The 22,200-nt window shown below is 59.5% G+C and carries 26 protein-coding genes; 12 read left to right on the top strand and 14 right to left on the bottom strand.

Annotated features, from left to right (window positions below; genetic code table 11):
- The first annotated feature begins 33 nt into the window (after positions 1-33).
- Both purD and MK6180000_RS18245 read left to right on the top strand, forming a co-directional pair.
- Entirely contained in the window at positions 34-1,296 is a 1,263-nt protein-coding gene (gene purD / locus MK6180000_RS18250; RefSeq protein ID WP_138936044.1) for a phosphoribosylamine--glycine ligase, read from the top strand.
- The gene (locus MK6180000_RS18245; RefSeq protein ID WP_138936043.1) at positions 1,293-2,174 is read left to right on the top strand and encodes a bestrophin family protein; all 882 of its coding nucleotides are present in this window, start codon (positions 1,293-1,295) and stop codon (positions 2,172-2,174) included. Before purD ends, MK6180000_RS18245 begins: the two co-directional genes overlap by 4 nt.
- A 7-nt stretch (positions 2,175-2,181) precedes the next feature.
- On the opposite strand, the gene MK6180000_RS18240 is transcribed toward MK6180000_RS18245, so the two are convergent.
- Both MK6180000_RS18240 and MK6180000_RS18235 read right to left on the bottom strand, forming a co-directional pair.
- Positions 2,182-2,955 carry an FG-GAP repeat domain-containing protein gene (locus MK6180000_RS18240; protein ID WP_246040571.1) on the bottom strand — a complete coding sequence of 258 codons (774 nt, stop codon included), beginning with the start codon at positions 2,953-2,955 and terminating at the stop codon, positions 2,182-2,184.
- Between the two features lie 26 nt (positions 2,956-2,981).
- Positions 2,982-3,305: a 2Fe-2S iron-sulfur cluster-binding protein gene (locus MK6180000_RS18235; RefSeq protein WP_138936042.1), complete on the bottom strand. Its 324-nt coding sequence runs from the start codon at positions 3,303-3,305 to the stop codon at positions 2,982-2,984.
- Between the two features lie 204 nt (positions 3,306-3,509).
- Between MK6180000_RS18235 and MK6180000_RS18230 the strand changes: the two genes are divergently transcribed.
- Positions 3,510-4,025: a peptidoglycan-binding domain-containing protein gene (locus MK6180000_RS18230; protein WP_138936041.1), complete on the top strand. Its 516-nt coding sequence runs from the start codon at positions 3,510-3,512 to the stop codon at positions 4,023-4,025.
- Between the two features lie 9 nt (positions 4,026-4,034).
- Here the strand turns inward: MK6180000_RS18230 and MK6180000_RS18225 are convergent, their stop codons facing one another.
- From MK6180000_RS18225 to MK6180000_RS18215, 3 genes are all read right to left on the bottom strand, one after another.
- Complete coding sequence (locus MK6180000_RS18225; RefSeq protein ID WP_246040570.1) at positions 4,035-4,721, bottom strand: SGNH/GDSL hydrolase family protein; 687 nt, start codon at positions 4,719-4,721, stop codon at positions 4,035-4,037.
- 84 nt (positions 4,722-4,805) lie between these two features.
- Positions 4,806-5,207 carry a DUF2177 family protein gene (locus MK6180000_RS18220; protein WP_138936040.1) on the bottom strand — a complete coding sequence of 134 codons (402 nt, stop codon included), beginning with the start codon at positions 5,205-5,207 and terminating at the stop codon, positions 4,806-4,808.
- Positions 5,208-5,264: 57 nt separating this feature from the next.
- On the bottom strand, positions 5,265-6,356 hold the full coding sequence (locus MK6180000_RS18215) for an Mrp/NBP35 family ATP-binding protein (protein WP_138936039.1): 1,092 nt from the start codon (positions 6,354-6,356) through the stop codon (positions 5,265-5,267).
- 257 nt (positions 6,357-6,613) lie between these two features.
- Between MK6180000_RS18215 and MK6180000_RS18210 the strand changes: the two genes are divergently transcribed.
- Positions 6,614-6,835 (top strand): DUF1127 domain-containing protein, encoded by a 222-nt coding sequence (locus MK6180000_RS18210; RefSeq protein WP_138936038.1) that lies wholly within the window; start codon positions 6,614-6,616, stop codon positions 6,833-6,835.
- A 257-nt stretch (positions 6,836-7,092) separates the two neighbouring features.
- On the opposite strand, the gene trhO is transcribed toward MK6180000_RS18210, so the two are convergent.
- Entirely contained in the window at positions 7,093-8,007 is a 915-nt protein-coding gene (trhO, locus tag MK6180000_RS18205; protein WP_138936037.1) for an oxygen-dependent tRNA uridine(34) hydroxylase TrhO, read from the bottom strand.
- 99 nt (positions 8,008-8,106) lie between these two features.
- Between trhO and pncA the strand changes: the two genes are divergently transcribed.
- Positions 8,107-8,703 carry a bifunctional nicotinamidase/pyrazinamidase gene (gene pncA, locus MK6180000_RS18200; RefSeq protein WP_138936036.1) on the top strand — a complete coding sequence of 199 codons (597 nt, stop codon included), beginning with the start codon at positions 8,107-8,109 and terminating at the stop codon, positions 8,701-8,703.
- Here the strand turns inward: pncA and MK6180000_RS18195 are convergent.
- Together MK6180000_RS18195 and MK6180000_RS18190 are read right to left on the bottom strand one after the other, a co-directional pair.
- A complete protein-coding gene (locus MK6180000_RS18195) occupies positions 8,696-9,061 on the bottom strand; it encodes a VanZ family protein (protein ID WP_138936035.1) in 366 nt (121 codons plus the stop codon). The genes pncA and MK6180000_RS18195 overlap by 8 nt on opposite strands.
- A gap of 51 nt (positions 9,062-9,112) precedes the next feature.
- The gene (locus tag MK6180000_RS18190) at positions 9,113-9,937 is read right to left on the bottom strand and encodes an ABC transporter permease (RefSeq protein ID WP_138936034.1); all 825 of its coding nucleotides are present in this window, start codon (positions 9,935-9,937) and stop codon (positions 9,113-9,115) included.
- A 133-nt stretch (positions 9,938-10,070) separates the two neighbouring features.
- Here MK6180000_RS18190 and cysQ point away from each other — a divergent pair, with 133 nt between their 5' ends.
- The 7 genes from cysQ to MK6180000_RS18155 all read left to right on the top strand — a co-directional run bounded on the left by cysQ (position 10,071) and on the right by MK6180000_RS18155 (position 18,346).
- Positions 10,071-10,868, top strand: coding sequence for a 3'(2'),5'-bisphosphate nucleotidase CysQ (gene cysQ, locus MK6180000_RS18185; RefSeq protein WP_342777731.1), 798 nt, complete (start codon positions 10,071-10,073; stop codon positions 10,866-10,868).
- Between the two features lie 195 nt (positions 10,869-11,063).
- The gene (galU, locus tag MK6180000_RS18180) at positions 11,064-11,957 is read left to right on the top strand and encodes a UTP--glucose-1-phosphate uridylyltransferase GalU (protein ID WP_138936033.1); all 894 of its coding nucleotides are present in this window, start codon (positions 11,064-11,066) and stop codon (positions 11,955-11,957) included.
- Positions 11,958-11,979: 22 nt separating this feature from the next.
- The gene (gene galE / locus MK6180000_RS18175) at positions 11,980-12,963 is read left to right on the top strand and encodes a UDP-glucose 4-epimerase GalE (RefSeq protein ID WP_138936032.1); all 984 of its coding nucleotides are present in this window, start codon (positions 11,980-11,982) and stop codon (positions 12,961-12,963) included.
- A 38-nt stretch (positions 12,964-13,001) separates the two neighbouring features.
- Positions 13,002-14,045: a glycosyltransferase family 2 protein gene (locus MK6180000_RS18170; RefSeq protein ID WP_138936031.1), complete on the top strand. Its 1,044-nt coding sequence runs from the start codon at positions 13,002-13,004 to the stop codon at positions 14,043-14,045.
- Between the two features lie 166 nt (positions 14,046-14,211).
- A complete protein-coding gene (locus MK6180000_RS18165; protein WP_138936575.1) occupies positions 14,212-15,198 on the top strand; it encodes a glycosyltransferase family 2 protein in 987 nt (328 codons plus the stop codon).
- A gap of 19 nt (positions 15,199-15,217) precedes the next feature.
- Positions 15,218-16,918, top strand: coding sequence for a DUF5927 domain-containing protein (locus tag MK6180000_RS18160; protein WP_138936030.1), 1,701 nt, complete (start codon positions 15,218-15,220; stop codon positions 16,916-16,918).
- A 3-nt stretch (positions 16,919-16,921) separates the two neighbouring features.
- The gene (locus tag MK6180000_RS18155; RefSeq protein ID WP_138936029.1) at positions 16,922-18,346 is read left to right on the top strand and encodes a sulfotransferase family 2 domain-containing protein; all 1,425 of its coding nucleotides are present in this window, start codon (positions 16,922-16,924) and stop codon (positions 18,344-18,346) included.
- A gap of 6 nt (positions 18,347-18,352) precedes the next feature.
- Here MK6180000_RS18155 and MK6180000_RS18150 read toward each other — a convergent pair whose 3' ends face one another.
- The 6 genes from MK6180000_RS18150 to MK6180000_RS18125 all read right to left on the bottom strand — a co-directional run bounded on the left by MK6180000_RS18150 (position 18,353) and on the right by MK6180000_RS18125 (position 22,153).
- Positions 18,353-18,817 carry a PTS sugar transporter subunit IIA gene (locus MK6180000_RS18150; RefSeq protein ID WP_138936028.1) on the bottom strand — a complete coding sequence of 155 codons (465 nt, stop codon included), beginning with the start codon at positions 18,815-18,817 and terminating at the stop codon, positions 18,353-18,355.
- Between the two features lie 46 nt (positions 18,818-18,863).
- Positions 18,864-19,427 (bottom strand): ribosome hibernation-promoting factor, HPF/YfiA family, encoded by a 564-nt coding sequence (hpf, locus tag MK6180000_RS18145; protein WP_138936574.1) that lies wholly within the window; start codon positions 19,425-19,427, stop codon positions 18,864-18,866.
- A gap of 227 nt (positions 19,428-19,654) precedes the next feature.
- A complete protein-coding gene (gene lptB, locus MK6180000_RS18140) occupies positions 19,655-20,431 on the bottom strand; it encodes an LPS export ABC transporter ATP-binding protein (protein ID WP_425466851.1) in 777 nt (258 codons plus the stop codon).
- Positions 20,428-20,868, bottom strand: a complete 441-nt coding sequence (locus tag MK6180000_RS18135; RefSeq protein ID WP_138936573.1) for an LptA/OstA family protein — start codon at positions 20,866-20,868, stop codon at positions 20,428-20,430. Before MK6180000_RS18135 ends, lptB begins: the two co-directional genes overlap by 4 nt.
- Positions 20,869-20,927: 59 nt before the next feature.
- Positions 20,928-21,545, bottom strand: coding sequence for a hypothetical protein (locus tag MK6180000_RS18130; RefSeq protein ID WP_246040569.1), 618 nt, complete (start codon positions 21,543-21,545; stop codon positions 20,928-20,930).
- Positions 21,542-22,153, bottom strand: coding sequence for a ribonuclease D (locus MK6180000_RS18125; RefSeq protein WP_138936026.1), 612 nt, complete (start codon positions 22,151-22,153; stop codon positions 21,542-21,544). Before MK6180000_RS18125 ends, MK6180000_RS18130 begins: the two co-directional genes overlap by 4 nt.
- Between the last annotated feature and the right edge of the window lie 47 nt (positions 22,154-22,200).

Raw genomic sequence — 22,200 nt, 5'->3', positions numbered from 1 at the left:
CAGTGCGCTCAGGCGCAGACATGGGAGAGCAGCATGAACATCTTGATCCTCGGCAGCGGCGGGCGCGAACATTCGCTGGCTTGGGCAGTGCTGCAAAACCCCAAATGCGACCGTCTAATCGTGGCGCCCGGTAATGCGGGTATTCGCGCCATAGCTGAATGTGCGTCGCTCGACATCATGGACCCCGGCGCAGTGGTGCGCTTCGCCGAAGAAGAGGCGATTGATTTCGTCATCATCGGGCCAGAAGCGCCATTGGCTGCTGGAGTAGCCGACCGCCTGCGCGAGGCGGGTGTGCTTACCTTTGGCCCGTCGGCGGCAGCAGCCCAGCTAGAGGCATCCAAAAGCTTTACCAAGGAAATCTGCGACGCCTCAAACGCGCCCACCGCCGCCTATGGCCACTTTACGGATGCCACCGCCGCCCGCGACTACGCCGCCGCCCAAGGCGCGCCCATCGTGGTCAAGGCCGACGGGCTGGCCGCCGGTAAGGGCGTCATCATCGCCGAGACGGTCGAGGAGGCGCACGCCGCCATCGACGACATGTTTGGTGGTGCCTTCGGCGGCGCGGGTGCCGAGGTGGTGATCGAAGAATTCATGACCGGCGAGGAGGCATCCCTGTTTGTGCTGTGCGATGGCACCAGCGTGCTGTCCATCGGTAGTGCGCAGGATCACAAACGCGTGGGCGAGGGCGACACTGGCCCCAATACCGGCGGCATGGGCGCCTATTCGCCCGCCCCCGTTCTGACGCCCGAAATCGAGGCGCGCGCGATGGACCAGATCGTGCGTCCCACCATTGACGAAATGGCCCGGCGGGGCATGCCCTTTCAGGGCGTTCTATATGTTGGTCTGATGATCGAGGACGGCCAGCCGCGCCTTGTCGAATATAACGTCCGCTTTGGCGATCCGGAATGCCAAGTGCTGATGATGCGCCTTGGCGCGCAGGCGTTCGACTTAATGCACGCCGCCGCCGAGGGGCGGCTGGCGGAGTGTGACGTCACCTGGGCCGAGGATCACGCGCTATGCGTGGTCATGGCCGCAGACGGATACCCCGGCGACTACGCCAAAGGCAGCGTCATTGGCGGTTTGGATACTTGCCCCGCAGACAGCTTTCATATGGTATTCCACGCCGGAACCGCATTCACGGACGGCCATATCACCGCTGCAGGCGGGCGCGTCCTGAACATCACCGCGCGCGGCGCAACACTGCGCGAGGCGGCAGACCGCGCCTATGGGATGGTGGACGATATCGACTGGCCAGAGGGCTTCTGCCGGCGCGACATAGGCTGGCGCGCACTGTGATCATCCGTGACAAGCCGGGGCTGCTTCAGCTGCTTTTCTCGGTGCGCGGGTCGGTCCTGCCCAAGATCCTGCCGCGCGTTCTGATCGCCACGGCCTTTGCCACCGGGCTGGTCTGGCTGGACCAGAATTATGTCACCCTGCCTCACACCAATGCCGCGCCTTTCGCCGTCTTTGGCATCGCGCTGTCGCTGTTTTTGGGCTTTCGCAACAACGCCGCGCATGACCGCTGGTGGGAGGGGCGCAAACTGTGGGGCCGCTTGATCGCCGACATGCGCTCCCTCTCGCGCGAGGTCGAGATTTTTGTACCCGAGCGCGCAGATCGCCACCGCATCCTGATATTGGCGTTGGGGTTCATCCACGCGCACCGGCTGAACCTAAGGCAGCTGCCACCCGCTTCAGCGCCCCTGAAATGGCTGAGCGCCGCGGATATGGCCACGCCCCATCCACCCTGCACCAAGCTAAACCAGATGACCCAAGTGATCGCCGCCGCCGCACCCGATGGCCATGCTAAACGCGCGTTTGCCGACAGGCTCGAGTCAATCGTGCAGTCGCAAAGTGGCTGTGAACGGATCGCGACGACGCCTCTGCCCTACGTTTATTCGCTCCTGATTTTTCGCACGACCTATCTTTATTGCGGCCTCATCCCCTTTGGCCTGATCGAGACGGCAGGATGGATGTCGCCGATGTTCGTGGCGATCATGGCCTACATCTTTATCGGTCTGGCAGAGGTGACGGAGGAGCTCGCGCACCCGTTCGGCGAGACGGTAAATGGCCTGCCACTGGATGCGATGTGCCGCACAGTTGAAATCAGCCTGGCCCCGCATCTGGATATTCCTGTGCCCAAGCCGCTAAAGGCGGACCGATTTTATCTAAGTTGAGCGCGGCTTAGGGCGGGCAAGCCATTGCCGCGGTCAGGCTACCGGGCGCCCTGTATGTGCCCACGTCGCGGGCGGTCAGACTGCCGCCCTCCAGCCGTACCGCCATGACGCGGCTCCAGTCGCCACTGGCCAAGATCATCTCGGACGCGCAAGGCCGCCAGCCGCCAGCGATGAAATTCCACCCGATGCGGTGATTCGTAAGGTTGCCCAGATCAGCCACATGCCCCAGAGCGCCATTTGCATAGCGCCACACGCGCAGCCGCTTGGTCAGATGTGGACGGTCGATATACGCCAGCTCAACCGCGCCATCACCGTCCAGATCACCGACGGCGACGGGGGCAAGCCAGCGGTTGCGCTGTCCAATATATGGCGTCGCGGCCAGCAGCGACAGTGTGCCGCCCGCCGATCTGAACACAGCCAGACGCGCGCCGCGATCCATGCTGGATTGCACAACGATAATTTCGGGAATTCCGTCGCCTGTGACATCGGCAAGGCGCGGCGCGATATCCTCGAATATGTGGCCGGGCTGGCGTATGGCGGTAACCGTGTGCAGCGGATCAGAGGACATGACGCTTAGAATATGCCATTCGGGCGTCGCGCCCAACACATCATGGCCATATTGCGCCCCATCGGGGCTGTGGATCAGACAAACCTCACCGATGCTATTCCAATCAGCGACGCAGGACCGGGCAGCATTATCGGCTGACGCGGGCGCCAGCGACACCAGCCACAGGCACAGCGCCAACCGCGCGCGGCGCACATAAGGTCTCAGGAGGCGCAATAGATGACGCCGCGCCCCGTTCACTTTCAGATCTGCTTTTCGGGCATTTGAACGATGAGACCATCCAGCTCGTCCGTCACCTTGATCTGGCACGTCAGACGCGACCGGACTGGATCGGGCTCATACGCGAAATCCAGCATGTCCTCTTCCATATCGTCCTTGGCGGGCACCTTTTCGACCCACGCCGCATCAATATAGACGTGGCAGGTCGAGCAGGCGCAGGCGCCGCCGCAATCGGCCTCAATGCCCGGCACGTTGTTATCGCGCGCGCCCTCCATGACCGTCAGGCCATTGGCCACCTCGATCTCATGCTTGGTCCCGTTATGCTCGACATAGGTAATCTTGGCCATGCGTGCAGTCTCCCGTATCTAGTGTTTCCGCCTACCTAGCTGGCGCGACATGCTCAGACCAGAGGATTCGCGCCCGGCAGGTGCAAAGAGTCGAAGCCGGGTGTGCGCCCGCCCTGCCAACCTTGTCGCCTTTCGCAGGGGCGCAAAACCGTATAGCGTGCGCGCAACTCGGCACCAGACCGCTTTCAGAGGCACGCGCACCCAATGTTCCGCCCCCTAACCTTGCTGGTGATACTGGCGCTGACCGCCTGCGGCGCGCCAGTGATCGGCCCGGGCGAGCCTGATTTGGTCCAGACGTTGGCTGAGGCACCGCCGGGCGCTGCGGCAGGCACATGCTGGGGCAAACTTGTCACGCCGGCAGTGATCGAAACGGTGACTGAACAAGTTCTCGTTCAGCCTCCAAATGCGCTGGAGGATGGCACCATTACCGCGCCCGGCGTCTATAAAACTGAAACGCGTCAGGAAATCGTGACCGAACGCAAAGTGACATGGTTCGAAACCCCATGTCCCGCTGATTTGACCCCCGACTTTGTCGCCTCGCTGCAGCGTGCACTAAGCGCGCGAACGATTTATCGCGGCGCGATCAACGGCCAGATGGACGGGCGCACTCGCGCCGCCGTACGAAAGTTTCAAAGGCCAGAGGGTCTGGATAGCGGTATCCTGTCGCTCGCCGCCGCGCAGCGGCTGGGGTTGGTTGCGGTCGATCTACAGTCCGAGTGAGCGGCGCGCCTATCGTGCCCTTTCGACCTGCGCGATGACGCCTGCAACGCGGCGCCCGATCTCGCGGCTGCCCTTGATAGAGGGGTGGATCATGTCAGCAGCGTGATGGCTGCGGTCGCCGTGCGGCACCATCTTGGCTATCGACAGATAGTAGATGCCCGGTACCTTGGCCGTAAACGTGCTTACCCGGCGCTCCAGCTCATCGCCCTCGTTGCGGCATCCCTCGATTGGCGATCCCGCGCCGGGACTGCGCAGATATCCTACATAGACGACCCGTGCGCCGGTTTTGCGCAAACGCATCAATAGCTTGGGGATCTCGCCACCGGTGCTGGCGCGGGTGGCGAGCCTGTCCATCTTGCGCTGGCACCGGCTACATCCGCAGCCCAGCCATAGATCATTGCCCCCGCCGTTGACGACAATCCAGTCCCATTGCCCAGTGCGGTATTGCCGCCGGATATCCAGTCCAAACGTGCCTGAAATCGGAAGGTTGTAGATGATCCGCGCGCCTAGCGTCGACTGATCTGTTACATCCGCCTTCAGCGCGCGGGCGACAGTCTGTGATACGGCGCGCCCGGAAATACGGTGCGCCGCCATCATCGAATCGCCCATTACTAGGATGCGCAGCGGCGCCTCTGCCTGCGCAGAAAAGGCTGCCGGGATCAGCATCAAGCACAAGAGAAAGCGGTGTAGAAGCATGCAAAGATCGCCTTTGGCTGGTGTAAGTAGGAAGGCCAAGGCCCTCCCTACATTTAGCCCAGCGCTGCGGATCGCCGCCATCGCCTAGCCAATTGCGCGGGCGACTGCAACGCCCGCTGTTGCCGAAACACCCGTCAGGAAGCTACCCCAAGTGAAATCGGTCGCCACCATGCGCCACGTCCAATCCTTGAGCGTAGCGAGGTTGGTAAACTCATACGTGCCGTAGGCCATTGCGCCGATCAGCACGCCAGACCCAAACACCCAGAGCAGCGATTTGTCCCCGTCCAGCGCCGGCCAGCTGACGAACCAGAGCAAAACGCCGACGTAGAACGCGTAAAAGATCGCGGCGGGGCCGATACGCGGACTTTCCGCTAGCAGCGAGCCTATATCACGCTCAAACGTGGGTTTGATTATGTAGCTAAGACCAAGATAATCGATCCCCAGAAAAACCGCGAATGTGACGACGTAGAGAATGGCGAGAGTCATTGAAATCTCCGATTGCGAATATTGACCAACGCAGTTGGAGGTAGCTCGGTTCAGCGGCTAGACGATACCCCCCGCGATCAATCTCTGCGCCAGTGCGGCATAGGCCGATGCCATTGGCCCTTCGCCCGCGGCGATAGGCGTGCCGGAATCCCCGGCCAGCCGCGTCTCCAGATCAATGGGAAGCGCCCCAAGGAAGGGCAAGCCCATCTTCTTGGCCTCCGCCTCGACACCGCCATGACCAAATATCTGCGCCTCGTGCCCGCATTCAGGGCAGACATAGGTGCTCATATTTTCGATCATACCAAGGATCGGCGTTTTCAGCGTGGAGAACATATCCATCGCCTTACGCGCATCCAAAAGGGCCACGTCCTGCGGCGTCGACACGATAATCGCGCCTGACGGCTCGGCCTTTTGGCATAGCGTCAGCTGCACATCGCCAGTGCCCGGTGGCAGATCGACGATCAGCACATCCAGCTCGCCCCAGTTCACCTGAGAAATCATCTGTTGCAGCGCGCCCATCAGCATCGGCCCGCGCCAGATCACAGCCTTGGCCGGGTCCAGCATCAGGCCGATAGACATCAGCGTGACGCCATGGGCATGCAGCGGCTCGATGATCTTGCCGTCGGGGCTGGCGGGCCGCTTGCTGACGCCCATCATCCGCGGCTGGCTGGGGCCGTAAATATCGGCATCCAAGAGGCCCACCTTTTTGCCCGCGCGTGCGAGCGCGACAGCAAGGTTGGACGCAACGGTCGATTTACCCACCCCGCCCTTACCCGAACCTACCGCGATGATCGACTTTACACTTGCCGGTTTCATGGAGCCTTCTTGAGGTTTGGGATGCCCGCCAATTTTGAGGCTAGGGGGCTGCTGTTGCGGCTGTGCAGGAGGTGCTTTGGTCGCAGGGCCATGTGCGGTTAGCGCGGCCGATACGCGGGTGACGCCGGGGATGGCCGCGACTGCGCGCTCTGCGGCCGCGCGCATAGGCTCCAACTGGCGGGCAATCTCGGGGCTGGGCGCCTCAATGACAAAGCGCACTTCGCCGCCCTCGACGCTGAGCGCACGCACCCAGTCGCGCGATATCAAGGTACCGCCATCGGGCAGTTCGATCTGCGCCAGCTGTGCTTCGATATCGGCGCGCGCTACGGCCATGACCTACCTCCTGAAATGCGTTGACTCATAGGTGGCGATTTTTACCGCGAGGGCAAGGGAGATCGGGAAACCGGCTAAAAAGCTCATATTTTGCTTAACGCTAGGTCAGTCTTACTTAAGCAATTGCTGCATAGCAGCATTGCTAAGGGGTGGGATTGTGCACGTGCAGCGAAGGCGTATGTAAGGTCAACAAACGAACAAGGGCGGCCGCGCCGATCCGGGCCACCGCACCACACGTAAGAGTTAGGAATATTCGAATGAGCTACGCATCACACGCAGGCCGCGCCACTGGCACACATTCACTGGCAACAGCATTTGGCGACATGAAAAACAAAGTAGCGCGCCGCCGCTCATACCGCCAAACGATTACAGCGCTGTCGCAGCTGTCCGATCATGAGCTGGCTGATCTGGGGCTGAGCCGCAGCACGATACCCAGCCACGCATGGCAGGCCGTCTACGGTACACGCCGCCAAGCCTAAAGAATTCGCCCGCAAGACGCGCGGGCGCACAGAGATCCGGATGCATATTACTCCTCCCGGTAGCATCCGGGCATGGCGGTGGCCCTTCTCCTCCTCCCTGAGGGCCGCCGCTAACTACCCCCTCGCCCTGCGAGACGGAGGATCAAGCAAACATAAGGCTTTGGACCGGCAGACACCTCAATGAGGGATCGTGCCGGATTTTTTCGTCTGGATTTCAGTATTTTTACAATGGCGAAGGGGCTGCGACGTGCACCCAATCATCCTTCGGGGATGTTTTGCATATGTCGCTCGCCGCGCGCCTCGGACAGTGCCATCTGTTTCTGCCGCTCGCGAAAGCGATCCTTTGCGGCCTCATCCGTCTCGCCCGCGCATTGATGGCAAGCGACGCCCTGCTCGTACTCTGGCCGCTGCATATCGGCAGGCAGAATTGGGCGGCGGCAGGCATGGCATAGATGGTGCGGCCCCTCGGTGAGGCCGTGGCCAACCGATACCCGCCCATCAAAGACAAAGCAGTCGCCCTGCCATGTGCTTTCAGCAGCTGGCACGTCCTCTAGGTACTTAAGGATGCCGCCCTTGAGGTGATAAACATCTTCGACACCCTGCCCCAGCAGATAGTTCGTCGATTTTTCGCAGCGGATGCCCCCGGTGCAAAACATCGCTATGCGCTTATTGTGAAAGCGATGTTTGTTCGCCTCCCACCATGCCGGAAACTCGCGAAAGCTGGCGGTTTCAGGATCAATGGCGCCCTCAAATGTGCCGATAGCGACCTCGTAGTCGTTGCGCGTGTCGATTACGGCGACATCCGGCTGCGTGATCAGATCGTTCCAATCAGCGGGCGCGATGTAGTGGCCGGCACGCGCGCGCGGATCGACACCGGGCTGGCCCATGGTGACAATTTCGGCCTTGAGCCGCACCTTGAGCCGGCCGAAAGGCTGCCGTCGGCTCGCGCTCTCTTTATGCTCCAGATCAGCGCAACCGGGCCAGCTGCGCAGATGCGCAAGTACAGCGTCAATGCCCGCCCGCGATCCAGCGATAGTGCCGTTGATCCCCTCACCCGCCAAAATAAGCGAGCCAGTGATGCCCTTTGCACGGCATAGATCCAACAGCGGCGCTTGTAAGGCGGCAGGATCGTTCAGACGGCAAAAGTGATAGAGTGCGGCGATGGTAGGCATGCGCGCGGGTTTAGGCCCAAGTTTCGCGCGCGGCAAGTGGGCGATGTTGACGCACCCGGCGCAGACACCTACCAGTTTACGCCTAAAGAGGAGAGACTGATGACAGCCGCCCTAATCGTGATCGACATGCAGAATGATTTTTGCCCCGGTGGCGCGCTGGCCGTGGCGGGCGGGGACGACATTGTGGACGGCATCAACGCACGCATGGCCGATTTTAGTGCCGTAATCCTGACGCAGGACTGGCATCCGGCGGGACACTCCTCCTTCGCGTCCTCTCATCCGGGGGCGCAGGCGATGGATGTGACGGACATGCCCTACGGGCCGCAGATTCTGTGGCCGGATCATTGCGTGCAGGGCAGCGCGGGCGCCCGGTTCCATGCAAGTCTGAATACGGACCGCGCAGATGCGGTTCTGCGCAAAGGTATGAACCCTCAGATAGATAGCTATTCAGCGTTCTTTGAGAATGATCAACAGACGCCAACCGGACTGGACGGATATCTGCGCACGCGCGGCATCACGGCGCTGACGCTGGTGGGGCTAGCCTTGGATTTTTGCGTCAACTTTTCGGCCATTGACGCGGCCCGGTTAGGATACGCCGTTCGGGTCGAAACGGCGCTTAGCCGGGGGATCGACGCGGGCGGGTCCATGGACGCGGCGCTCTCGGGGATGCGGGCCGCGGGCGTGACGCTTATCTGACGCGGGCCCGGCGCAGCGCCCAGACGCGGGCGAGGGTGCCACCGAATACCGCACCCAGTGTGTCAGCAATAAGATCTGCGCCCTCACGCTCGCGGCCGACAAATGGCTGCACCAATTCGATCATTGCGCCAAACAAGACTGCCGCAAAGATAACTGCCAGAATACGGCGCGGATAAGCCACGCCCAATGGCGCAGCCAAAAGGGCGAATCCGATGAAATGCTGTACCTTGTCGTTTGTCGCGGGTCCGACGGATGGCACCGAAGGCGTCAGCGTCAAAGCCCCTAGAAGAGCCGCAAGCAGGAACGTGGCGATCCATGCCCAGCGGGCGGCGCGTTGCGGGGACAGCGGGTAGATCATTTCGTACGCTCCGAAAAACGGGGAAAAGGACGGCAGCGGCGATCAAGGTGCCTAGCGCCGCGCGTCCCAGCTGCTAGAGGCATGGCGGCGCGTGTAAAACTCGCCCATCAGCCCAATCATCGTCAACGCGATAGCGATCACGATGGGATATGTCACGTTAGAATTGTGCGGCGAATAGTTGACGAACACAAAGCCGCGCGCCTGATCAATCGTATGAAACAGCGGATTCCAATCGAACAGCTTGAGCATGTAGCTGGGTAGCATGTTGGCCACGAACATCTTGCCCGATGCGATCATGTTTGCCCTCTGGTAGACGGTGGCAAAGGTCGCGATGAATGTGGGAAACCACGGCTTGACCGCCAAAAGGACCAATCCAATAGCGCCGCCGGTGAACCAAGCCAAGAGCAGCATGCCGATTGCGGCAAAAGGATACTCAACCTCGAACGCGTGAACGCCCACATGATAGGCAAAGAGGATTAACGCCATGGTGAGCACCTGAATATAAAGCGCGCCCAGCGCCGCCGAGGTGATCGAGATGGCCGTAGTCATCGGCGCATGCTTCATCATTGGCGATGATGGCCCCTCGGCGCCAACGACGGCGCCCAGCGTTTTGACATGCGTCAGAAAGAGAAATATGCCCGACATGATATACAACAGGAAATCGCCGCGCAGCGCAGCACCGCGCAGGCCCAGTACATTGAACATGACGTAGAATGTTGCGAGAAAGACCAACGCCTGAAGAATGTTGAGCCCGATCGCCATGAAGGCATTGCCATGCGACTTGCGCACATCGCGCACCGTCGCGTGATAGATAAGTTCCAAGATCGAAACGGCAGCGTGCAGCTTCGACTTGCGTTGGTACACCTGTTGAAACATCGCCTCGCCCTGCGCCTATGACCTTGCAGTCTATCACGGATTTCTTGCTGTTCCGTTGACATCGCACCATAAGGAACTGAACCTTTTACCGCAACAACGCGTTGCGAACCCAACTACGCAGGAGTACCGCACCTTGGACCACGCCAGACTGACCATTGTGATGCGCCGTCTGGCGCTGGAGGCTGGGGATGCAATCATGCAGATCTATGACCAAGATGATTTCGACGTAAAATCGAAATCCGACGACAGTCCCGTCACCGCCGCCGATGAGGCCGCAGATGCGTTAATCTCGGCCGGGCTGCGCGCTGAGTTTCCCGACGTCGCATTGGTGACCGAAGAGCAGGCTGCATCGCACGCGCTGCGCGCAGATACATTCCTGATCGTCGACCCGCTGGACGGGACCAAGGAATTTATCAATCGGCGCGGCGATTTCACCGTAAACATCGCATATGTCGAAAATGGCGTGCCGACTCGCGGTGTCGTCTATGCGCCAGCCAAGGGCCGCATGTTTTATACACTGCCAGACGGCACGGCGGTCGAGGAAACCGGACCGCTGGACAAGGGCGACATCGGCGCGCAGACCGCGATCCGCGTGTCAGACCCAGATAATTCGGCGCTGATGGTCGTCGCCTCGAAATCGCACCGCGATCAGGCGACCGACGACTACATCGGAAAATATGCCGTCAAAGATAGCAAGAGCGCGGGCAGCTCGCTGAAGTTTTGCCTGATCGCGACGGGCGAGGCAGACATCTATCCGCGTGTTGGGCGCACGATGGAATGGGATACAGCCGCAGGTCATGCTGTGTTGGCCGGTGCCGGCGGGCACGTTGTCCGTTTTGATGATCACACGCCGCTGACCTACGGCAAGGATGGCTACGCCAATCCTTTTTTTATCGCATGCGCGCCCGGCGTCACACTAAAGCCCGCATAGGCCGTCATAGGCAAGACCGCGCTCAAATATGCTTATGTATGGAAACCTTTCAAGAAATAACGCATCACGTCTCTCCCATTTGGCGATCGCTTGCCGTAAACGCACGGTAAGCGATATGTGCAAGCCACCTCTTTTGAGACGCGGACGTTATCTGTTACTATTTTAGACCCCTTGATACACAAAGAGAGAGACATCATGCGGAGCAAGGTCACGAAGGCCATCTTTCCCGTCGCAGGCATGGGGACACGCTTTCTTCCGGCGACGAAATCCGTGCCCAAGGAAATCATGACGCTCGTTGATCGCCCGCTGGTGCAGTACGCCATCGATGAGGCACGCTCGGCAGGGATCAAGGAATTCATCTTTGTCACCTCGCGCGGCAAAGGCGCACTAGAGGATTACTTCGACAATGCGCCCCAGCTAGAGCAAGAACTGCGCAAGAAGGGCAAGACCGAGCTACTGGAAATTCTGAAATCCACCAACATGGATTCGGGCGAGATTGCCTATATGCGCCAGCACAAGCCGCTAGGGCTGGGCCATGCTGTCTGGTGCGCCCGCCGCCTCGTCGGGAATGAGCCGTTTGCCGTGATCCTGCCCGACGATGTCATCGCCGCCGAGAAGTCGTGCCTTCAGCAGATGGTTGAAGCCTTTGAGGAAACTCAGAGCAATATCGTGGCCGCGATGGAGGTGCCTGATGACAAGACGTCGTCCTACGGCATCCTGGACATCAAAGAGGATATGGGCGCGCTGGTTTCGACCAAGGGGATGATCGAGAAGCCCGCCCCCGGCACACAGCCCTCTAATCTGGCCGTCATCGGGCGCTACATTCTGACGCCCACAGTCCTGCAAAAGCTGAACAAGAAGACGGTTGGCGCGGGCGGCGAAATTCAACTGACTGATGCGATAGACGACGCGCGCAACGACGGCGAAGAGGTCTATGGCCTCCGCTTCAAGGGGACACGCTATGATTGCGGCTCCAAGGCCGGTTTCTTGCAGGCTACCGTAGCCTTTGCGTTGGCCCGCAGTGATTTGCGCGACGATTTGCTTAACTTTATTCATGAGCTGGTCGCAGTGGACAAAGCCGCAGAATGATCTGGGCCGAAGGGGCGCAGACGTGACCAACATTCTTGTGACAGGCGGCGCCGGCTACATCGGCAGCCACGCATGCAAAGCGTTGAAGGCGGCGGGATATACCCCCGTGACCTACGATAATCTGATCACGGGCTGGGCAGACGCCGTGAAATTCGGCCCGTTTGAGCAAGGCGAGCTGACAGACCGGGCGCGGCTGGATCAGGTGTTTGCCGCCTACAACCCTGCCGCCGTCATGCATTTTGCCGCGCTAAGCCAAGTGGGCGATGCCATGCGCCTGCCCGAGGTTTACTGGCACAATAACGTCGCCGGATCGCTGACACTGATGGAAGCGGCGGTTCATGCCGGGTGCCTCGACTTTGTCTTCAGCTCGACCTGCGCGACTTACGGCGATCAGGATAACGTGGTGCTGGACGAGGACAGCGCGCAGTACCCGGTCAATGCATATGGCAAATCCAAGCGTACGATCGAGGATATGCTGGCAGATTTTGAGTTTGCCCATAACCTGCGCCACGTCATATTCCGCTATTTCAACGTCGCGGGCGCTGACCCGGATGGCGACGTGGGCGAGTTTCACCAACCCGAGACGCATCTGGTGCCACTACTGTTAGATGCCATCGACGGCAAGCGCGCCGCCCTGACAATTTTTGGCAGTGATTACGACACCCCCGATGGCACCTGCATCCGCGATTATGTGCATGTCTGCGATCTGGTCGATGCCCATGTTCTAGGCCTCAAATGGCTGGAGCGCGGCGAGGATAGCCGCGTCTTTAACCTTGGTACTGGCGCTGGATTTTCCGTACGCGAGGTGATCGGGCATGCGGGCGCTGTGACAAACCGCGACGTGCCGGTGATTGAAGGTCCGCGCAGGCCGGGTGACTGCACTAAACTGGTCTCAGGCTCGTCCCGCGCCGAGGCCGAGCTGGGCTGGACGCCTACGCGCAGCACGATGGACCGCATGATCGAGGATGCGTGGCGCTGGCACCGAACCGGACATTACGAAAAATAGACGATGGCCTGCCCCGCAGCGGGGCTGGCGGAGACACGATGAACAAGAGCGCGCAAATCAGAGCGGCAGGCGCGGCGGCGGCAATGGCCTATCGCCTTCGTTGGAAGCGTCGCCGCCTGTTGTGGCGCAGCTACCGCAAACGTCGCCAGTTAAGCGTGGTCGCCGACCGTACCCGGCAGATCACTCCGGGCGCGATCCTCTGCTTCTCCACCATGCGGAACGAGGCGGCGCGCCTACCCTTCTGGCTGAACCACCACCGTAAACTTGGCGTCGATCATTTCCTGATCGTGGACAATGGCTCGGACGATCAAACGCGGGACTACCTCGCCGATCAGTCTGATGTGTCGCTGTGGCGCACGCCGCACAGCTATCGAATGGCGCGTTTCGGCGTCGATTGGCTGACATGGCTGCAGATACGCCATGGCCACGGCCACTGGTGCCTGACGCTGGACGCGGATGAGATCATGATCTACCCCAACCATGACACCCGCCCGCTGCCCGCCCTCACACAGTGGCTGGATATGAAGGAGGTTCGCTCCTTTGGTGCGCTGATGCTCGACATGTATCCTAAAGGGGCGCTGAGCGCTGCAACTTATGAGACGGGCAGTGATCCCGTGGATACGCTACCATGGTTCGACGGCGGCAACTATATGATTCAAAAGCAGGAACGCCTTGAAAACTTGTGGATTCAAGGCGGCCCCCGCGCGCGCATATTCTTTGCAAATGAGCCGCGCCGCGCCCCGACAATGGGCAAGGTACCATTAGTCAAATGGCACCGCCGTTATGCCTATGTCAGCTCGGCCCATTCGGCCCTGCCCCGGCATCTGAACCATGTTTATGATGAGACGGGCGGCGAATTGGCTAGCGGCGTCCTGCTGCACACCAAGTTTTTGCCCATGATCACCAGCAAATCGGCCGAGGAGAAGGCACGGCAGGAACACTTCGCTAATTCCGAACTCTACGAGGGATATTACGACGACTTAACGGACGACCCTGATCTATGGTGCGACGGCTCAACCCGATATCTGGGCTGGCGGCAACTAGAGGCGATGGGCCTTATGTCGCGTGGAACATGGCTGTGAGCGGCGCAATAACAGTTTACCCAAGCGCCCCAAGGCCTTATCGTTATAGCGCCGCGTATCGCACCGGCTGGGCAAGAGGCAACAGAACCTTAATCCCCGGCATTTATGGTGACCGCGATTCGTGGGTTGGGGGAGCGTCCGTTTGAGTATCGTGCAGTCCTATCGTATGCGCCTGCGCCGCCGACACGCCAAGATGCGGTCGCTGCGCAAGGGGCTGTCGCTGCGACCTGCTGCCGATCGCACAGCCCAGATCAAGCCCGGCGATGTTTTGCTATTCTCAACCCTGCGAAACGAGCATGTCCGCCTGCCCTATTTTCTGGATTACTACCGGAACTTGGGCGTCGATCATTTCCTAATCGTGGACAATGACAGCACAGATGGCAGCGGCGATTACCTTATCGAACAGCCAGACGTGTCGCTCTGGCATACTTCGGCCAGCTATAAAAATGCGCGCTTTGGCGTCGACTGGCTGAACGGGTTGCAGGCCAAGTACGGCCACGATCACTGGACGCTGGTTGTCGACCCTGATGAGTTTTTTATCTACCCATTTTGCGACACGCGCCCGATCCGGGCGCTGACGGATTGGCTGGACGGATCGAATGTCCGTAGCTTTGGCGCGATGCTTCTGGACATGTACCCCAAGGGGCGCCTTGATGCGGTGCCCTACCGCCGCGGCCAGAACCCGATCGAAATCGCATCGTGGTTTGATCCCGGCAACTACCTGATTCAGAAGAACCGCAAGTTTGGCAACCTGTGGATTCAAGGCGGCCCGCGGGGGCGCGTATTCTTTGCTAACTCCCCGAAAAAGGCACCTGCCCTGAACAAAATACCCCTGGTTAAATGGAACCGGCGCTATGCCTATGTCAGCTCAACCCACATGCTGCTGCCGCGCGGCCTGAACCTTGTCTATGACGAATGGGGCGGGGAGACAGCGAGCGGCGTGCTGCTTCATACGAAATTCCTCGATACCTTCACCCAGAAAGCAGAGGAGGAAATGGAGCGCAAGCAGCACTACCGCGCCTCACTGGAATACAAGGCTTACGTCGAAAACATGGCGGACCAGCCAGAGCTTTGGTGCAAATGGTCAGAAAAGTATATAAACTGGCGTCAGCTAGAGATTTTGGGCCTCATGTCCAAGGGGAACTGGGCATGACAACAGGGGCATCCACCCGATGAGCGTCGGTATCGTCATGCTGGTCCACACAGCCCTCGGCCGCGCCGAGGAGGTAGCGCGCCACTGGTCCGCTGCCGGCTGTCCACTGGTGATCCACGTCGATGTGTCTGTGCCGTCCAAGACGTTCAAGGCTTTTCAGAAATCGCTGGCGGATCTGCCCGATATACGCTTTTCCAAACGGCATCGCTGCGAATGGGGTACTTGGGGCCTCGTGGCCGCATCCCAAAGCGCGGCCGAGATGATGCTTGCCGATTTCCCAAAGGTGCGGCACGTCTATCTCGCCTCTGGCTCGTGCCTGCCGCTGCGCCCGGTGCAGGAGCTGGTAGACTATCTGGCTGCGCGTCCGCAAACCGATTTCATTGAAAGCGCAACGACCGCAGACGTGCCATGGACGATCGGCGGTCTGGATGCCGAGCGGTTTACCCTGCGCTTCCCCTTCTCATGGCGTAGGCACCGCTATCTCTTTGATCGCTACGTCGCGCTGCAACGTAGGCTGCGGATAAAGCGCCGCATGCCCGGCGGCATGGTGCCTCATATGGGCAGCCAGTGGTGGTGCCTGACGCGCCAGACGCTATCGGCCATTTTGTCCGACCCAGAGCGCGCGTCGTATGATCGCTACTTCTCCAAGGTGTGGATCCCGGACGAAAGCTATTTCCAGACGCTCGCACGGCAGTATTCGCGCCAAATTGAAAGTCGGTCATTGACGCTGTCAAAGTTCGACTATCAGGGCAAACCACACATTTTCTATGATGATCACCTTCAGCTTCTGCGCCGCTCTGACTGCTTTGTTGCGCGCAAAATATGGCCGCAGGCCAGCAGGCTGTACGATGCGTTCCTCACCGACGAGGCAGGCGCGATGAAGCGGACCGAGCCGAACCCCGCCAAGATTGACCGCATCTTCTCCAAGGCAGTGGAGCGGCGCACGCGAGGACGGCCCGGCCTCTACATGCAAAGCCGTTTTCCTGTGGAAACACGCGAAAATGGTCTGACATCTGCGAAGTATTCCGTCTTTCAGGGATTTTCCGCCCTTTTTGAGAATTTTGAGCCATGGCTGGCCCGTGCGACGGGCGCACGCGTACACGGCCACCTTTTTGCACCCGATCGCGCGGATTTTAGCGAGGGCGAGACGGTCATAAACGGCGCGCTCAGCGACAGTGCCGCCTTGCGCGACTACAATCCTCACGCGTTCCTGGCCAATCTGATCTGGAACACGCGGGGCGAGCGTCAGTGCTTTCAATTCGGGCCGCGCGACAATCAGGAGATCAATTGGGATATCGCAAAGGATCCGAATGCCCAGATTTCGGTCATTTCGGGCGCCTGGGCCGTGCCACTATTTCAGTCGAACAGCAACTTCGCGGACATCCGCAGCGAGGCCGCGCGCCTGCAACAGATTGAATCGAAGCATCTTGAAATCTTGCGCTCCAGTTGGACAAAGGCACGCGTGCGCATTTGGACTATGGCCGAATTTATCGAGGCGCCGATGGAGCCTCTACAGACGATAATCGACGAAATTGGCCCGGGACAGCCCCAACGCGGCTTGTCGGAGGTGCCGAAAATGGCCGATCTCACCGGCTTTGGTCAGTTCTTGCAGAACCTCAAAAATCAGGGGATGCATCCCTACCTGATGGGGAATTTCCCTGTCACGCACGATCTGCACGAGGCGCCAACTAGCACGCGCAAACCCTACTTGGTGCGATAGAATATGCAGAAATTTGACTATTTCGTGGTGCTCGCCGAAATGCGCACCGGCTCCAACCTGTTAGAGACAAACATAAACGCATTTCAGAGCTTCCAGTGCCACGGCGAGGCATTCAACCCCGCGTTTATCGGCTATCCCAACCGCACCGAGATTATCGGCGTCACGCAAGCCATGCGCGAGAGTGATCCAGCCCGCCTGATCGACACCATCAAGGAATATTCCGACGGCCTGGGCGGTTTTCGCCTGTTTCACGATCACGACGCCCGCGCGCTGGACATCTGCCTAAATGATCCGCGCTGCGCTAAGATCGTTCTGACGCGCAATCCCGCTGAGAGCTATATTAGCTGGAAGATCGCGCAGGAAACCGGCCAGTGGAAACTGACCAACATCAAGCGGCGCAGGGATGCCAAGGCTACGTTCGACGCCAAAGAATTTGAGCAGCATGTCACAAACCTGCAGGCGTTTCAGGTTCTGGTGCAAAACACGCTACAGAAATCGGGGCAAACGGCGTTCTACATTTCCTACGAGGATCTGAATGATTTGGATATCATCAACGGTCTTGCCGCCTATTTGGGTACTGATGAACGGTTGCGGGCGCTGGATTCCTCGCTCAAGATTCAAAATCCACAGGCGCTGTCGGACAAGGTCGCCAATTTCGGCGAGATGACCAAGGCGCTATCGGGCCTCGACCGGTTCAACCTGACCCGCACGCCCGAGTTTGAGCCACGACGCGGCCCTGCAGTGCCGTCGCATGTCGTGGCACATAGCGCCCCCCTTATCTACATGCCGATCAAGTCTGGCCCCGATGTTGAGGTTGCCGCGTGGATGGCGGCCTTGGATAATGTAGCGCCGGACGCGCTGCATACGAAAATGAACCAAAAGGATCTGCGCCAATGGATGCGGCAGGCGGGCGGGCATCGCAGCTTTACCGTGCTGCGCCATCCCGTCGCGCGCGCTCATACCGCGTTTTGCCAGCGCATTCTTCATACCGGCCCCGGTTCATTGGGCGAAATTAGGCGCGTTTTGCGCAATTTTCACAAGCTGCCCATTCCCGGTGGCGGCCCCGATGACAGCTATGACAAGCGCGCGCACTACGTGGCCTTCACCGCGTTTCTGGAATTCTTACGCGCTAATCTGCGCGGCCAGACAAGCGTGCGGGTAGATGCCAATTGGGCGACGCAGACGGCGATCCTGCAGGGTATGGCGCAATTTAGTCTGCCCGATGTCATAATCCGCGAGAATGAGATGCAGATGCAGCTGGGCGCGCTGGCCAAGCAGATCGGAAGGCCCGGCGCCGCGCCAGCCGAGGCCGCCCCGCCAGAGACGCCGTACGCATTGGACGACATCTATGACGACGATCTCGAAACACTTGTCGCCGATGTCTATCAGCGCGATTACATCATGTTCGGATGGAACCGCTGGCGCTGACCAGCGTCAGGCCGCCAGCATCGCCTGCGCTTCGGTCAGAATGGTATAAAGCGTTGCAGGATCGGGGTTCGCCCGCAACTTGGCACAAAGCTGCGCATCACGTAGCGTGCGGGACACCAGCGCAAGCGCCTTGAGATGCTCCACGCCCGCATCTTTGGGTGCAAAGAGTGCAAACGCCAGATCGACGGGCTGGCGGTCAACCGCGTCGAAGTTAATTGGCTTCTCCAGCAAGATGAACGCACCCACCACGCGGTCAATATCAAGCAGCCGCGCATGAGGCAGGGCAACGCCATGCCCCACGCCAGTTGGGCCTAGCGACTCGCGCTCTTGCAATGCCTCAATGGCGGCCTGTGCTTCGACGCCATACACGGCATGGGCAATATCGCCCAGCTCGTGCATCAGCCTCTTTTTACTGGATGTTGCGCCGAGAACGCGCACTGCCCCGGGTCTCAGGATCATGGGAATGTCCATTCACTGCTCCGAAGGTCAGGGCAGCACAGCGCTGCCAGACCCAGTTTTACGGATCGATCCACCCGATGTTGCCGTCGTCGCGGCGGTAGACCACATTCAATCCGCTTTTAGCCTCATTGCGAAACACCAGGACAGGGGCCCCCGCCAACTCCATCTGCATCACGGCCTCCCCAACTGAGAGGGACGGGATGTTCGCCTCCATTTCGGCGACGATGATGGGTTGCAGACTTTCGGGCTCCGATTCCTCTCCCTCGGCTTCTGAGGCGAGGATATACGAGGAGCCACCGAAGAGTTCAACAGGTTGCACGCGGTCCTTATGATGATCTTTCAACCTGCGCTTGTATCGGCGCAGTTGTTTCTCCATTTTTTCGCACCCAGCATCAAAGGCTGCGTAGATCTCGTGCGACTTACCGCGCGCTTGGGCGGTCAGACCCGTCGAAAGATGCACGACTAACTCGCAGACATATTCACTAGCGCTTTTGGAAAATACGACGTTCGCATCCGTGGGCCGTTGGGCGTATTTTGCCACTGCCTCGCCCAATTCAGTCCTCACATGGGTCTGTAGGGCTTCACCGATGTCGATTTGTTTGCCAGTGATTTGATAGCGCATGGTCTCTCCTTTAAAAAGGCGCACCATTCCCGTGCCCGATCGCGCATAGACGCCCTCCGGGCTACTTGGAAGGGCTGCTGAAACTGATATTTCATTAACGATTTCAAAGCCTGTACGGGATCTCCTTGGCGATTGAAGTTTAGAAATATCATGTATCAATTGACGCCCTTTGTGGCGCACTTGTCAATGATGATCGCTGCTTCGGCCCGGAAATCTGCCGACCGTTTTCAGGAAATACGAAAGTTTTCGCCCAAGTAAACCCGGCGCACATTTTCATTTGCCACAACCTCTTCGGGTGTGCCGGACATAAGAACTTGGCCGTCGTGCAGAATATATGCCCGGTCAATAATTTCCAGTGTCTCGCGCACGTTGTGGTCAGTGATCAACACGCCAATGCCGCGCTTTTTCAGATCAGCAACAAGGTGCCGGATATCCCCCACGCTGATCGGATCGACGCCTGCGAACGGCTCGTCCAGCAGCAGATATTTAGGGTCGGCGGCAAGGCAGCGCGCGATTTCCACGCGGCGCCTTTCGCCGCCTGACAGGGCCATTGCAGGTGCGCGGCGCAAATGCTCGACTGAAAATTCAGCCAGCAGCTCTTCCAGCCGTTCGCGCCGCTTGTGCGTATCGCGTACTGAAATATCAAGGATTGCCAGTATATTATCTTCTACGGACAAACCGCGAAAGATCGACATTTCTTGCGGCAGATAACCAACGCCCAGCTTGGCCCGGCGGTACATTGGCAGGTTTGTGACATCGCGCCCGTCAATCAGTACGCGCCCGCCTTCGGGATAGACGAGGCCTGCGATGGCGTAGAATGTCGTCGTTTTGCCCGATCCGTTTGGCCCGAGAAGGGCGGCAACTTCGCCCTGACGCAGTTGCAGCGACACATCGCGAATGACCACGCGTTTCTTATAGCTTTTGCGCAAGTTCAGCACGGTCAGGCCGGCGTCCGGATCGGGCGCTACTGGCGCCTCAGATATGCCTAAATCAGCCTTCATCACGGTTGTTTTTCGGGCTGAAGAACGGTTTTGACCCGGCCATTCATACGTGCAGTGCCTGCCACTGTGTCGACCGTCATCGTATCGGCCGTCAGCGCGCTCGGTCCCTGCACCAATAGAACGTCGCCCGACATTTCGATCAGTCCAGTTTGCACGTTATAGTCTGCGTCGCGCGCCTCGGCTGCATCCTCGCCGCTGACCAACGTGACGCCGCCGGATGCCTCTAGCCGCGCGATGCCCGAACGATCCTCCAGATAGACCACCAATACGCGCGGGGCGGCCAAGCGCATTTCGCCCTGTCCGACCAGCACATCACCGGTGAAAACCGCGGTTCCGTCGGTTTGGTTTACGTCTAGATTTTGAGAAGTGACCTCGACAGGCAGGCCACTATCTTGGGGCGCGCCGCCGAACGCGACCTGCATCCCCTGCGCCTGGGCCATGCCTGCGAGGCCGGATAATGCAATAAATGCAGTTATTTGAATGAAACGAAACACGTAAATTAATCCTTCGCCGTTGGCGGCATGTATACCAGCTTGACCCCGTCCGTGAACCGCAAATTTGCGTCACCAGTATATGGATCAGAGGTAAGGATCATGCGCCCCGCGTCCAGATTGCCGGGCGGGCCTGTGCCCGTAATCGGGCCAGCCGTTTCAGCGAACAACGTGTCAAAGCGGGCGTCGATTGCATCCGTGCGGATGTCAAAGCCAGTCGTGGTTGTGAAACGCACGTCGCCCTCTAACCGCGCAGTCATGCGCGATTGGCTCGCCGCGCCGTGCAATGACTTGATGTCGACCACGCCGCCGCCGTTCAGAATTAGTGACGCGGCCGCAGTGTCGGCCAACAAAAGCTCCTGATCGTTCGGATCAGGCCTGACTGTCGCGGCGCGAAAAGACACCTCCTCACCGCCTGATGTAACTCCGGCAAAGCTGGGCTTGGTCGCGCCCTGATCCTGCGCACGCTGGACCAGATCAACATCCGCATACGGTATTTTGTCGGTGATATCGACCTTGTCCGACAGCAGGAACAGCGTGGACAAAAGGCCCAGCGCCACCAGCGGTAGGATGATTTTGGCCCAGTTGACCAGCCGGGTATGAAAATTGTCGCCCCGGCGGATCAATGGGAAAATATATCCTGTTCGGGCCAACCGACCAGATCAAGATTTGCCCGTGTCGGCAGGAAATCAAAGCAGGACTGCGCCAACTCCATCCGGCCCTCACGCTCGAGCCGCTTGTTCAGCGCCTCGCGCAGCCGGTGTAGATACAGCACGTCCGAGGCCGCATATTCCAACTGTGCATCGGTCAATTGAGGGGCGCCCCAATCACTACTTTGCTGGTGCTTGCTGATATCGACGCCCAGCAACTCTTGCAACAGATACTTCAGGCCATGGCGATCCGTATAGGTGCGGATCAACTTGCTGGCGATCTTGGTGCAATAGACGGGCGCGGTGACGGCACCAAATGCGTTTTGCATTGCCGCGATGTCAAAACGGCCGAAATGAAACAGCTTTAGCACGTCGGGGTTTGTCAGCATTGCGCACAGGTTTGGCGCCTCGGTCTGGCCCTTGGCGACCTGCACCAGATGCGCGTTGCCGTCGCCGCCGGACATCTGGATCACGCACAGGCGGTCGCGGTGCGGATGCAGACCCATCGTCTCGCAGTCAATGGCCACTACGGGGCCAAGGTCCAGCCCATCCGGCAGGTCACCCTGATATAGCGTGTTCGTCATGGGTGTTCCTCTTCGCTCCACTCTCGCATCCGATATATAGGTTCCGG

This window comes from Roseovarius arcticus (assembly GCF_006125015.1).
GTDB classification, from domain to species: domain Bacteria; phylum Pseudomonadota; class Alphaproteobacteria; order Rhodobacterales; family Rhodobacteraceae; genus Roseovarius; species Roseovarius arcticus.
Note: the sequence above shows the minus strand (reverse complement) of the source record. Positions and strands in the feature narration are given on the sequence as shown.

Coding starts and splice junctions, on each gene's coding strand:
- purD (WP_138936044.1), top strand. CDS start 34: ATGAACATCTTGATCCTCGGCAGCGGCGGGCGCGAACATTCGCTGGCT.
- MK6180000_RS18235 (WP_138936042.1), bottom strand. CDS start 3,305: ATGGCCAAGATTACCTATGTCGAGCATAACGGGACCAAGCATGAGATC.
- MK6180000_RS18230 (WP_138936041.1), top strand. CDS start 3,510: ATGTTCCGCCCCCTAACCTTGCTGGTGATACTGGCGCTGACCGCCTGC.
- MK6180000_RS18225 (WP_246040570.1), bottom strand. CDS start 4,721: ATGCTTCTACACCGCTTTCTCTTGTGCTTGATGCTGATCCCGGCAGCC.
- MK6180000_RS18220 (WP_138936040.1), bottom strand. CDS start 5,207: ATGACTCTCGCCATTCTCTACGTCGTCACATTCGCGGTTTTTCTGGGG.
- MK6180000_RS18215 (WP_138936039.1), bottom strand. CDS start 6,356: ATGGCCGTAGCGCGCGCCGATATCGAAGCACAGCTGGCGCAGATCGAA.
- MK6180000_RS18210 (WP_138936038.1), top strand. CDS start 6,614: ATGAGCTACGCATCACACGCAGGCCGCGCCACTGGCACACATTCACTG.
- trhO (WP_138936037.1), bottom strand. CDS start 8,007: ATGCCTACCATCGCCGCACTCTATCACTTTTGCCGTCTGAACGATCCT.
- pncA (WP_138936036.1), top strand. CDS start 8,107: ATGACAGCCGCCCTAATCGTGATCGACATGCAGAATGATTTTTGCCCC.
- MK6180000_RS18195 (WP_138936035.1), bottom strand. CDS start 9,061: ATGATCTACCCGCTGTCCCCGCAACGCGCCGCCCGCTGGGCATGGATC.
- MK6180000_RS18190 (WP_138936034.1), bottom strand. CDS start 9,937: ATGTTTCAACAGGTGTACCAACGCAAGTCGAAGCTGCACGCTGCCGTT.
- galU (WP_138936033.1), top strand. CDS start 11,064: ATGCGGAGCAAGGTCACGAAGGCCATCTTTCCCGTCGCAGGCATGGGG.
- MK6180000_RS18170 (WP_138936031.1), top strand. CDS start 13,002: ATGAACAAGAGCGCGCAAATCAGAGCGGCAGGCGCGGCGGCGGCAATG.
- MK6180000_RS18165 (WP_138936575.1), top strand. CDS start 14,212: ATGCGCCTGCGCCGCCGACACGCCAAGATGCGGTCGCTGCGCAAGGGG.
- MK6180000_RS18160 (WP_138936030.1), top strand. CDS start 15,218: ATGAGCGTCGGTATCGTCATGCTGGTCCACACAGCCCTCGGCCGCGCC.
- MK6180000_RS18155 (WP_138936029.1), top strand. CDS start 16,922: ATGCAGAAATTTGACTATTTCGTGGTGCTCGCCGAAATGCGCACCGGC.
- MK6180000_RS18150 (WP_138936028.1), bottom strand. CDS start 18,817: ATGGACATTCCCATGATCCTGAGACCCGGGGCAGTGCGCGTTCTCGGC.
- hpf (WP_138936574.1), bottom strand. CDS start 19,427: ATGCGCTATCAAATCACTGGCAAACAAATCGACATCGGTGAAGCCCTA.
- MK6180000_RS18135 (WP_138936573.1), bottom strand. CDS start 20,868: ATGGCCCAGGCGCAGGGGATGCAGGTCGCGTTCGGCGGCGCGCCCCAA.
- MK6180000_RS18125 (WP_138936026.1), bottom strand. CDS start 22,153: ATGACGAACACGCTATATCAGGGTGACCTGCCGGATGGGCTGGACCTT.